We start from the raw sequence: 12,165 nt of genomic DNA, 5'->3' as shown, positions 1-12,165 counted from the left end.
CCGCTATATTGATCCATTAAGCTGGGCCGTGCGTGCAACCTGCCCGACGCCCGCCCATCGCCTCATTTTCGAGAACGCAGCTTCAGGCTGACGCCACATGACGCCAGATTTGGATGTCCGCCCCTTGCCCATCACCTACCCGCGCTGGCAGCGCGTGTCGCTATGCGCCATCGCCTTCTTCCTGCTAGCCCTGGCCGGGCTGGCCGTGTCGCGCTACCCGGGAAACGTGGCCATGCTCTGGCTGGCCAATGCTTTTGGCCTCGGCATCTTGCTGCACCAGCGCAGCGGCGATGCGCTCTGGCAGTTGGCGGGGATGCTGGCGGCAGGCTTGGCGGCCAACGCGGCCATCGGCGATAGCCCCGGCATTGCGCTGGCGCTGGCGCTGGGCAACGTCGTCGAGATTGCCTTCTCGGCATGGCTGGTGCGCGCCATGACCGGCGGCGCCACGCTAGCCCGCCCGGGACCGCTGGCGCGCTTCGCGCTGACGCTGAGCGCGGCCGGCACGCTGGGACCAGCGGTGGGCGCCACCATCGGCGCCGCCACCATCAGCACCGCCTACCACAGCAGCTTTGGCGCGGTCTGGTGGACCTGGTGGACGGCGGACTCGATGGGCATCGTCATGTTGCTGCCGCTGATGGTATCGATCACCCGCGAGCGTTTCGCGGACACCTTCCGCCGCGCGCAACTGCCCCGTGTTGCCGGCCTGCTCCTGCTGAGCCTGGCGGTGGGCGGCGTGGCGCTATACAAGAGCAACGAGCCGTTCGTGGTCATGGCGCTGCCGCTGGTGCTGGCGGCGCTGCTGACCAATCCCTTTGCCACTGCCCTGCTGACGCTACTGGCCATCTGCGGCACGGTGGCGCTGGGGCTGGGCGCGAACGAGCCGTTCCTGCTGCAGTCGGTGCAGTTGTCGACCACGCTGATCATGGTGTTCCCGACTTGCATCGCCTTCCTGCTGGAGCAGAACCGGCGCGATCGCAGCGAGTTGCGCGGCAGCGAGCGGCGCTTTCGCCAGGCGATGGAGCATTCGGCCATCGGCATGGCGCTGGTGGGACTGGACGGCCGCTGGCTGCAGGTCAACCACGCCATCTGCGACCTGTTCGGCTATGATGCCGCCGAGCTGGCGGAGCTGCCCTTCCCGGCCATCACCCACCCGGACGATCTCGCCCCCGACCTGCGCCAGGTCGAGCGCCTGCTGGCCGGCGAGATCGAGTCATACCGGATAGAAAAGCGCTTCCGCCACAAGGACGGCCACTATCGCTGGACCTTGCTGGCCGTCTCCCTGGTGCACGACGAGAACACGGGCAAGCCGCTGCATTTCATCTCGCAGGTAGAGGACATCGACGAGCGCAAGACCGCGCTGGAAAAGCTCGAGGCATTGTCGCGCCGGACCCAGCTGGCGGTGGAAGCCGGCGGCGTAGGCATCTGGGAATGGGACGTTGCCAGCGGCGCGATCGAGTGGGACGCGCGCATGCATGCGCTGCACGGCATCGATCCCGCCCTGGGCGCGCCGGACATCAAGCGCTGGACGGCCATGGTGCACCCCGAGGATGTCGAGCAGGCAAGCACCGAGATGCGCGAGGCGGTGCGCGGCACGCGCACCTTCGATACCGAATACCGCATCCAGCGCCCCGACGGCGCGGTGCGCCACATCCGGGCCATGGCAATGGTGCTGCGCCAGGACGATGGCACCGCGGTGTCCATGATCGGCACCAACTGGGACATCACCGAACAGCGCCGCCTCACCGAGGCGCTGTTCGAGGAAAAGGAACGCCTGCATATCACGCTGCGCTCCATCGGCGATGCGGTGATCTGCACCGACGCCAGCATGGGCGTCACCTTCATGAACCCGATCGCCGAGCAACTCACCGGCTGGACCATGCAGGCAGCTGCCGGCCAGCCGCTCGAATCCATCTTCCGCATCGTCGACGAGCATACCAACGCGCCGATCCCCAGCCCGGTGGAACAGTGCCTGCTGACCTTGCGCCCGGTCTACCTGCAGGACGGCGCGGTGCTGCAAAGCCTGACCGGCGACCGCCATGACGTGCAGGACTCCGCAGCCCCGGTGCGCACGGCTACCGGCGAGGTCATCGGCGCGGTGCTGGTGTTCCAGGACATCACCGGCGCCCGCGCGCTGCAGCGCGAGCTGGCCCATTCGGCCTCGCACGATGCGCTCACCGGCCTGCCCAACCGCATCTGGTTCGAGAAGCGGCTGCGCGAGGCCTGCGACGCTGCGCGCATGCAGCAACAGCATCACGCGCTGTGCTTCATCGACCTGGACCGCTTCAAGATCGTCAACGACACGGCCGGGCACGCCGCGGGCGACGTGCTGCTGCGCGAGCTCGGCCACGTGATCCGCTACCACGTGCGCCCGCACGACCTGCTCGCCCGCCTGGGCGGCGACGAGTTCGCGCTGCTGCTCATGGACTGCACGGTGGACCACGCCGAGCGCGTGTGCCAGAAGATCATCGATGCCATCCGCGGCCAGCGTTTCCCGTGGGAAGGGCGGGTCTACGATGTGGGCGCGAGCATCGGCATTACCGCCATCGACCACGAAACACCGCCGATGGGCGAGCTGATGAGCCGCGCCGACGTAGCCTGCTACGCCGCCAAGGCGGCCGGGCGCAGCCGCGTCTCGGTGTACCGGCGCGACGAAAGCGATGCGCAGCGCCACCACCAGGAGTTGCAGGTTGCCGCCGGCATCCACTCAGCGCTGGATGCTAACCGCTTCCGCCTGTTCGCCCAGGAGATCCACGCGCTGCAGAGACACAACCAGGCCGAGCGCCATATCGAGATCCTGGTGCGCATGGTCGACGAGCAAGGCAAGCTGGTGATGCCGGGCGCGTTCATCCCCGCCGCCGAGCGCTATGACCTGATGGGCCACGTGGACCGCTGGGTGATCCACCACGTGCTGCACGAATTCGGCGAGCGACTGAGCGCGGTGCCCAGGCTCACGGTCGCCATCAACCTGTCGGCCAATTCGCTGGGTGAGCCGTTCCTGCTGCCGTTCCTGCACGCCGAGCTGCACGAGTCCGTGCTGCCCGCCAGCCGCATCCAGCTGGAGATCACCGAGACCGCGCTGATCAACAACATGGCGGCGGCCAATCGCCTGGTGACCGAAATGCGCAGCGCTGGCTGCACCGTGGCGCTGGACGATTTCGGGGCCGGCTTGTCGTCGTTCTCCTATCTCAAGCAGTTTCCGGTGGACTATCTCAAGATCGACGGGAGCTTTATCCGCCACCTGGCCGGCAACGCCGTGGACCGCGAGATCGTCAGCTCGATCAACGACATCGGCCATCGCCTGGGCATGCTGACCGTGGCCGAATCCGTGGAGGACGAGGAAACGCTGCAGGCCTTGCGCTCGCTCGGTGTGGACTATGCCCAGGGCTATGTGATCGGGCGGCCGATGCCGCTGGAACTGTTCCTGGAGAGTTGCCCGACCCAACCCGTGGACAACGCCTGAGTCATCTGGCGTGCGTGGCTGGCGGCGGCATGCGCCAGCCGCGCCATGCCCCTTGCATCACACGCTGGCGCCCGCACGGGCGCCAGTTCCGTTTTCAGCCCCGCCACCCGTTCGGAAAACCGAACGCCCTGTCGCGTTGCCCGCACGGAAATCCGAACCGTGCGCCGAGCGCACATTAATTTCCCCTTGTTTTTCAGCAGCTTAGGCGGCTTCGGCACGGCCTTTGGCCTGGCACGCCTCGTGCAATGTATGCGCCGGCCCCAAGCGGCCATACAGGTCGACGGTTGGCTCCCCCCGTGCCGGCCCGGACCCAAAACAATGGAGGAAACAATGATCGACCCCGCCTTGCCGAGCTTGCCCACCACACCGGTGGGCGCCGGGCACATGCTGCCCGTGCCCGTTCTGCACGGATCAACGCATGGATCCGGAATGATTCCGGATTGAACTGGCACTGATCTTCCCGGCTGAGGCCGCATGGCGCTGTCCCCACGACGGCAACGCCATGCCAGAAGGCTGCCAGCCCCCCCCCGCAAAACAGCCGTCCGGCCATTGGCCGGGCGCATCGGCCCGACTTCTGATGAAACTGAACCGACTGCCCACCCTGATTTTCATTGCGATGCTGCTTGGCGTGCTGGCCGGCACGGCCGCCCACCACTATGCGCCGGACCCCGCCGCCGCCAAATCCATCGCCGACCACCTGTCCATCCTGACCGACGTGTTCCTGCGCATGATCAAGATGATCATCGGGCCGCTGGTGTTCGCCACCCTGGTTAGCGGCATCGCCAGCATGGGCGACGGCAAGGCCGTTGGCCGCATCGGCATGAAGGCGATGGCATGGTTCATCGCCGCGTCCATCACCTCGCTGCTGCTGGGCCTGCTGATGGCCAACCTGCTGCGCCCGGGCGACGGCATGAACCTGGCGCTGCCGGCGGCGGACGCGGCCTCCAACCTGAAGACCGGGGCGCTGAACCTGCGCGAATTCATCGCGCACATGTTCCCCAAGAGCTTCGTCGAAGCCATGGCCACCAATGAGATCCTGCAGATCGTGGTGTTCTCGCTGTTCTTCGGCTTTGCGCTGGGCACGCTCAAGGACGGCATTGGCAAACCCGTGCTGGCCGGCATCGAAGGCCTGTCGCACGTGATGCTCAAGATCACCAACTATGTGATGGCCTTCGCGCCGGTCGGCGTGTTCGGTGCGGTCGCCGCGGTGATCACCGCCGAAGGCCTGGGCGTGCTGGTCGTGTACGCCAAGCTGCTGGGCGCGGTCTACCTGTCGCTGGCGCTGCTGTGGGTGGCGCTGATCGCCGGCGGCTACTTCTTCCTCGGCCGGGATGTGTTCCGTCTGCTCAAGATGGTGCGCGCCCCGCTGATGATCGGCTTCGCCACCGCCAGCAGCGAATCGGCTTACCCCAAGGTGATCGAGCAGCTCGGCCGCTTTGGCGTCAAGGAGCGCATCACGGGCTTCGTGCTGCCGCTGGGCTACTCGTTCAACCTGGACGGCTCGATCATGTACACGTCCTTCGCCGCGCTGTTCGTGGCGCAGGTGTACGGCATCCACCTGTCGCTCTCGCAGCAGGTGACCATGCTGCTGGTGCTGTTGGTCACCAGCAAGGGCATTGCCGGTGTGCCGCGTGCCTCGCTGGTGGTGGTGGCCGCGGTGCTGCCGATGTTTGGCCTGCCCGAGGCCGGCATCCTGCTGGTGCTGGGCATCGACCACGTGCTGGACATGGGCCGTACCGTAACCAATGTGCTTGGCAACGCCATTGCCACAACCGTCGTCGCCAAAAGCGAAGGCGCCATCGGCGCGCCGGTGCCCGAAGAAGCGGATGACCCCGCTGCCGACGGCAACCGCGGCCTGACACCCGTTCAGGTCCTGGCCGGCAAGTAACACTGCCAGCGCGCCAAGGCCCGGCCACCGATCAGGTGGCCGGGCCTTTTTTGTTTCCGGGGGCCGGAAAACCGTGATGTGGTAAAAGACGGGGTCGCCACGGGTGCCGCCATCGCGCAATGTGCGCATTGGCACGCTTGTCCCTACTCCTACCCCCTGCTCTTGCCCCTTTATACGATGCACTTTTGCTGGCGCCTGTAGTCTTAACCAGTCGGGCTCGCTGCCCGCGACCGAGTTCCTTCGCCTTCGCTTCCTGCGCATTCCGCCCGCTCCCATGACCGGCCCGCTTCCTTCACACGCTACCCCGCAAGGTGCCCCGCACGATACCTCCGTGCGTGCCGCACGCCTGCGCCCGTGGGTGCCCCTCATGGCCATGCTGGCACTGGCGATGATGATCGGGCTGGCTGGCGCCATGGGCTACCGGTACAGCTACGACAACGCCCTGGCGCGCCAGGGCGAGCGCGGCCAGGTGCAGTTGCGCCTGTACGGGCAGGCCCTGTCGAGCGAGCTGGCGCGCTATGACTACGTGCCCAGCCTGCTCTCGCTGGACGACAAGATCGCTACCCTGCTGGCGCATCCGAACGACCCGGCACGCGTCGAGGCCGCCAACCAGTACCTTGCCGCGGTCAATGCCCGCGCCGGCACCCGTGTGGTGTTCGTGCTCGATGCCCGCGGCCATGTGCTCGCCACCAGCAACTGGCAGCGCCCCGACAGCTACCTGGGCGAAGACCTGAGCTTTCGCCCCTACTTCAGCGACGCCGCGGACGGCCAGCTGGGCCGCTTCTATGGCGTGGGCACCACCCGCAGCGAGCCCGGCTACTACCTCTCGGCGCCGCTGGGCGATCGCCACAAGCCAAGTGGCGTAGCGGTCGTCAAGGTGGGGCTGGAACCCCTGGAAAACCGCTGGCAGGGCGCCGATACCCAGATGCTGCTGACGGACGAGAACGGCGTGGTGATCCTGGCCTCCGACCCGTCCCTGAAACTGGGCGCGCTCAAGCCGCTGGCCCCCGAGCTGCGCGAGCGGCTGCAACACAACCTGCAATACAACCGCGCCGCGCTCCCGCAGCTGGAACTCACGCCGGTGCGCAAGCTGTCCGACAGCGACGCCCTGGTCCGCCTGCGCAGCGGCCCGCCCATGCTGGCGCAGAACGCCGAACTGGTTGGCACCGACTGGCACCTGACGCTGCTCACCAATACCTCGCAGGCCCGCGTGGCCGCGCTCAGCACCGCCGCGCTTGCCGGCGTGCTCACCGCCTTTCTGTTGCTGCTGGCGGCGGCCTGGAACGTGCGCCGGCGCATCGCCAGCGAGCGCATGGCCGCGCGCGCCGCGCTGGAGGCAGCCAACGGCGAACTGGAGCGCAAGGTGGCGGAGCGCACCGCGGACCTGTCAGCCGCCAACCAGCATCTGCAGGCGGAAATCGCCGAACGCATCCGCGCCGAGGCAACCTTGCGCCAGGCCCAGGATGGCCTGCTGCAGGCCGGCAAGCTGGCCGCGGTAGGCCAGATGTCCACCGGCATCGCCCACGAGCTCAACCAGCCCCTTGCCGCCCTGCGCACGCTCTCGGGCAATACCCAGAAATTCCTCGAGCGCGGCGACAACGCCACCGCGCAGGCCAACCTCGGCACCATCATCGGCTTGGTGGAGCGCATGGGGCGCATCACCGGCGCGCTCAAGTCATTCGCGCGCAAGCCTGGCAATGGCGGCACCGCCGGGCGCCTGGCGCCGCTGGACGATGCGGTGGACAACGCCCTGTTCCTGCTCGATACGCGCCTGCAGGCAGTACGCCCGGCGCTGGTCCGGGAGATCGAGCCGGACCTGATGGTGGCGTGCGATCCCAACCGGCTGGAACAGGTGCTGGTCAACCTGATCGGCAACGCGCTCGACGCGCTGGCCGGCAACCCTGAGCCCCGGCTGGAGCTGCACACCCACCTGGCGGGTGGCAAGCTGCGCCTGACCATCCGCGACAACGGCCCCGGGCTGTCCGAGGAAGCCTTCGCGCGGCTGTTCGAGCCGTTCTTCACCACCAAGCCGGCAGGACAGGGACTGGGCCTGGGCCTGACGCTGTCGGCCGGCATCCTGGACGAGGTCGGCGGCAGCCTGGAGGCCAGCAATCACCCCGACGGCGGCGCGTGCTTCACGCTGGTGCTGCCGCCGGCCAGGCTTGACCCGGAGAGCCGCCATGGCAATTGACCCGAACCACGCCGATTCCCCCGACGCGATCGAACCCGCGCCGCTGACCGTGCTGATCGTCGAAGACGACCCCGACGTGCGCCTGGGTTGCGAGCAGGCACTGCGGCTCGAAGGCATCGCCACGCGTGCCGTGGCGAGCGCCGAAGCCGCCCTGCGCGAGGTCGGCAACCATTTTCCCGGCGTGGTGGTGAGCGACATCCGCCTGCCCGGCATAGACGGCATGGCGTTGCTGCATGAGCTGCGCTCGCGCGACGACGCGCTGCCGGTGGTGATGGTCACGGGCCACGGCGACGTCAGCCTGGCCGTGCAGGCCATGAAGGCCGGCGCCTACCACTTCCTGGAAAAACCATTCTCGCCCGAGCGTCTGGTCGAGGTCGCGCAGCGCGCGCTGGAAAAGCGCCGGCTGGTGCTGGAAGTGGCCGAGCTGCGCAGGAAGCTGGCCGGGCGCGACACCTTGCAGGCGCGCCTGATCGGCCATTCGCCATCCATTGAACGGCTGCGCAAGCTGATCGCCGACCTGGCCGACACCGCGGCCAACGTGCTCATCCACGGCGAGACCGGCACCGGCAAGGAACTGGTCGCCCGCTGCCTGCACGAAGCGAGCTCGCGCCGCGCGCGGCACTTCGTGCCGATCAATTGCGGCGGCCTGCCCGAGCAGCTGTTTGAAAGCGAGATCTTTGGCCACGAGGCCGGCTCGTTTACCGGCGCGGCGCGGCGGCGCATCGGCAAGATCGAGCACGCCGAGGGCGGCACGCTGTTCCTCGACGAGATCGAGAGCATGCCGATGCAGATGCAGATCAAGCTGCTGCGGGTGCTGCAGGAGCGCGTGGTGGAGCGGCTTGGCTCCAATACGCCGGTGCCGGTCAACACCCGCGTGGTCGCGGCCACCAAGGCAGACCTGAAGGCACTCTCAGCGGCCGGCCAGTTCCGCGCCGACCTCTACTACCGGCTCAACGTGGTGACGCTGGAGCTGCCGCCGCTGCGCGAGCGGCGCGAAGACGTGCCGCCGCTGTTCGAGCATTTTGTCGCGCAGGCGGCGCTGCGCTTCGAGCGCGAGGCGCAGCCGGCCACGCCGGCGGAGCTCGCTGCGCTGATGGCCTATCCGTGGCCGGGCAATGTGCGCGAGCTGCGCAACCTGGCCGAGCGCCATGTGCTGGGGCTGGGATGCAATCCCGGACAAGGCACCGCCGAGCCGGCAGCGCTGCCGCTGGCGCAGGCCGTGGAGCAGTTCGAGCGGGCCATGATTGCCGACGCCATGCGCAGGCATGAGGGGAACCTCAGCCGCGCGAGCGAGGCGCTGGGGATTGCCAAAACGACCTTGTTCGACAAGGTCAGGAAATACCGGCTTTGAGATGACCGGCTTTGAGGTTTGCCGGGTGGCGGCGCTAGCTGCCACCGGCTGGACCGCAACGGCTTGAGCACAGCTTGCGTCGAGGCTTTCCTTGCAGCGTAGGCCTGTCGCGCCACCTCCCCGCCCTTCTCCCTTCCTTCCCTCCCTTCCTTCCCGCCCCCCTTCGCTTCCTTCCGCTTCGTTCTTTCCTTGTGTGAGTTGCCGCACCGAAGCGGCGCGCACGCCGCGCCACTATGGTTTCACCCCTTCCCGCGCGCTTTGCACCTTGCCGTGCCTGGCGCGGCCGGTGCGGGACAAAGCCTGGCTTCGGCCGGGTTCGGCGACCGCGGTGCTGGCCCGCACCGTGGCCGCCTCCATGGCTGCCGGGCCTTGCGGCGCATTGAGAAGCCGCCAACGAGCAGGAGCGGAGCGACGATGATCCTTCAAGGAAACGACCCGACTACCGGCGCTTCGTTTTCGCTGGGCAACCGGATTCAGCGCCAGCTCTGGCACTGGGCCTGGCTGTGCCTGTTCCGACCAAGCCCGCGCCCGCTGCATGCTTGGCGCGCGGCGCTGTTGAGGTTGTTCGGAGCGCAATTGGGCCCGCATGTGCATATCTATCCGGGCGTGAAGATCTGGGCGCCGTGGAACCTGCGCGTGGGCAGCCATGCCGGCGTGGCCGATGGCGTCACGCTGTACAACATGGCGCCGATCGACATCGGCGATTTCTGCGTGGTCTCGCAGGGCGCGCACCTGTGCACCGGCACGCACGACTACAACAGCGCCAACTTCCAGCTGGTAGCCCATCCCATCGTGCTTGCGGCGCACGTATGGATCTGCGCCGAAGCCTTTGTCTCACCAGGTGTGACGCTGGCCGAGGGCGCGGTGATCGCGCCGCGCGCGGTGGTGAGCAAAAGCCTGCGCACGCCATGGACCGTCTACGCGGGCATCCCGGCCCGCGCCATCAGCACGAGAGCCAGACATGCCAAGTCTCCAGCCTAGCCAGCCCATGCAAGCGCCGGGCATCTCCGTGCTGATCCTGACCCGCAACGAGGAGCAGGACCTGCCGGGCTGCCTGCAAAGCGTGGCCTGGTCGGACGACATTCACGTGTACGACTCGATGAGCACCGACGCCACGGTGGCGATCGCGCAGCGCTTTGGCGCGCATGTCACGCAGCGCGTCTTCGACAACTGGGCCAGCCACCAGAACTGGGGCCTGCAGCACATCGGCTTTCGCCATCCCTGGGTGTTCTACATCGACGCCGACGAGCGCATGACGCCCGAGCTCGTGGCGCAGGCCCGGGCCGCAGTGCGCGCGGCGCGCGACGAGGTCGCGTTCCGGGTGCAACGGCGCGACTTTTTCCTAGGCACGTGGTTGCGCCATGTACAGACATCTCCCTTCTACCTGCGCTTGTTCCGCCCGGAGCGGATGCGCTATGAGCGCCTGGTAAACCCGGTGTCGATTCCCGACGGCCCGGCCGGCGAGCTGACGGGCTACCTCGATCACTACCCGTTCAGCAAAGGTGTGACCCACTGGATCACCCGCCACAACAACTACAGCGGGCTGGAAGCGATGCAGATCATCGAGAACCGGCGCGGCGAGGCGGCGTTCAGCCTGGCCGAAGCCCTGTTCGCGACGGATTTCCACCGGCGCCGCGCGCACCAGAAGGAGCTGTTCTTCCGCCTGCCGTTGCGCCCCCTCTTCAAGTTCGCGATCCTGTACCTGGGCAAGCGCGGTTTTCTCGATGGACGGGCCGGGCTCACCTACGCCATGCTGCAGTCGATCTACGAGTACTTCATCGTGCTCAAGACGCGCGAACTGGAAAGGTCCATGGCGCTGCCCGCGCCAGATCCCGGGTCCGTGTGCCCGGAAAGCGCGCCGGCGCCCGTGCCCCAATCCCTCCCGATGCCGGGTATGGCTGCGGATGGGGAAGGTGAATTCGGCAACCTGCCAGTCGCATCGGCCAGGCAAACGGTCGCGGTGGCTGGCGGGCGAAATCCCTGACAGCAGGCGAAATTGCTGCCCACATCCTATTTGCCGTTCCTACAGCGAGCGGCCGCGCGGCCATGTGCGCTATACGTTTCGATGGGCTGAGCGCCCGGCAGAAGCACTTCGGATGTATGCAATGTTTGCGATAAATTCCCGCTCACCCGTGTCTGCCAAAACGCGGCAATATGCGTTTAAACCCAGAAGTGGGAGCGTTCAGTGCGATTTCGAAATATTTGGCATGCTGTCTGGTTGCTTATGTTCGATACCGCATATGATTCGAGGCTGGCATTCTTCCGTTGGGAGAATCAGGCACCAGTGACATAGATCATGCCGTTGCAAGACTGTGGGAGCACCTTCGCTCCCGCCGCCCCCGATGCGAGGGCAGGTTACGCAAGAGGCCTAATGGTGCCAGCATGCAACCGTCTTCATGACTCGCGTAGCCTTGCATTGCCAAGCCCCAAACCAGCGCGGAAGGCTCGCGCTGTCACTGCTGTTTCTCTCGCAGTGCGGTGTATTTAGTTAACGGGTGAACGGATGAAACTGGATTCAGAACTGGCTGAAAAGCCTTACTACAGTACGCGTACCGCCGCGAAGCTGCTCAATGTTTCGTTAGGCACAGTACAGAAGATGGTGGAGCGTGGCGAACTCGGGGCCTGGAAAACCAACGGCGGCCACCGGCGCATACATAAGGAGACCGTGCATCGCCTGCTGGCCACGCGCGTGGGGCAGGAACTTCCGTCAGTGCATGAACTCGACCTGGTGGTGTTTCACCCGAACCACCAGGAAGCTCAACGCATCCACGCGCAATTGGGCAAATGGGGCTTGCCCCTGAAAAGCGTGGTGGTGGAGGACGTGGTGGATACCATCATTACTTCGGTCAGCTCGCACCCACGAGTGGTGCTGTACTACGTGGAAGAACTCACTGACGCCGAGTCGGCCACCATCGAGAAGCTGCAGAACTTCTTTGCACGCCAGAACGTCATCTTCGCCGTGATCACCAACCGCCAGGCCTATGACGGTGTGGCCGATGCACTGCAGCAATGGGGCATCATGGTGTTCCTGAAAACGCCCTCGCTGGAGGAAGTCAAAGGCTTCCTGCGCGCGCAGCTGATGATGACCCGGGGTGCGGCCGGCTGATCAGCCGGCACATCGCCAGGATCCTGTCCAGGACCCTTCACCGGCAGCTATCTGCCCGGCCGCCACCCGGCCGCCCGGCTTGCCTTGCCCGTTACCCGTGGGCGTGGCACTCGCTATAAACCGCACACCACAACGCCGCAGTCTCGTAACCCGCACGACTGCGGCGTTG

Annotated in this window: 7 protein-coding genes; all 7 read left to right on the top strand. The window is 66.7% G+C overall.

Annotated elements, in window-relative coordinates; translation table 11 throughout:
• Positions 1-97: 97 nt before the first annotated feature.
• The 7 genes from RR42_RS03995 to RR42_RS03965 all read left to right on the top strand — a co-directional run bounded on the left by RR42_RS03995 (position 98) and on the right by RR42_RS03965 (position 11,996).
• Positions 98-3,460, top strand: coding sequence for a diguanylate cyclase (locus tag RR42_RS03995; RefSeq protein ID WP_043344306.1), 3,363 nt, complete (start codon positions 98-100; stop codon positions 3,458-3,460).
• A 577-nt stretch (positions 3,461-4,037) separates the two neighbouring features.
• The gene (locus tag RR42_RS03990) at positions 4,038-5,348 is read left to right on the top strand and encodes a dicarboxylate/amino acid:cation symporter (RefSeq protein ID WP_043344302.1); all 1,311 of its coding nucleotides are present in this window, start codon (positions 4,038-4,040) and stop codon (positions 5,346-5,348) included.
• Positions 5,349-5,622: 274 nt separating this feature from the next.
• Positions 5,623-7,539, top strand: a complete 1,917-nt coding sequence (locus RR42_RS03985) for a sensor histidine kinase (RefSeq protein ID WP_043344299.1) — start codon at positions 5,623-5,625, stop codon at positions 7,537-7,539.
• Positions 7,529-8,890 carry a sigma-54-dependent transcriptional regulator gene (locus RR42_RS03980; RefSeq protein WP_052494435.1) on the top strand — a complete coding sequence of 454 codons (1,362 nt, stop codon included), beginning with the start codon at positions 7,529-7,531 and terminating at the stop codon, positions 8,888-8,890. The genes RR42_RS03985 and RR42_RS03980 overlap by 11 nt, the downstream gene beginning before the upstream one ends.
• A 414-nt stretch (positions 8,891-9,304) precedes the next feature.
• Positions 9,305-9,871, top strand: a complete 567-nt coding sequence (locus tag RR42_RS03975) for an acetyltransferase (RefSeq protein WP_043344295.1) — start codon at positions 9,305-9,307, stop codon at positions 9,869-9,871.
• Positions 9,852-10,874, top strand: coding sequence for a glycosyltransferase family 2 protein (locus RR42_RS03970; protein ID WP_236701973.1), 1,023 nt, complete (start codon positions 9,852-9,854; stop codon positions 10,872-10,874). Before RR42_RS03975 ends, RR42_RS03970 begins: the two co-directional genes overlap by 20 nt.
• Before the next feature lie 519 nt (positions 10,875-11,393).
• Positions 11,394-11,996 carry a helix-turn-helix domain-containing protein gene (locus RR42_RS03965; protein WP_006160260.1) on the top strand — a complete coding sequence of 201 codons (603 nt, stop codon included), beginning with the start codon at positions 11,394-11,396 and terminating at the stop codon, positions 11,994-11,996.
• Positions 11,997-12,165 lie beyond the last annotated feature (169 nt).

Source organism: Cupriavidus basilensis (genome assembly GCF_000832305.1).
Lineage (GTDB): Bacteria > Pseudomonadota > Gammaproteobacteria > Burkholderiales > Burkholderiaceae > Cupriavidus > Cupriavidus basilensis_F.
The sequence above is the reverse complement of the archived record's forward strand: the minus strand, read 5'-3'. Positions and strand labels throughout refer to the sequence as shown.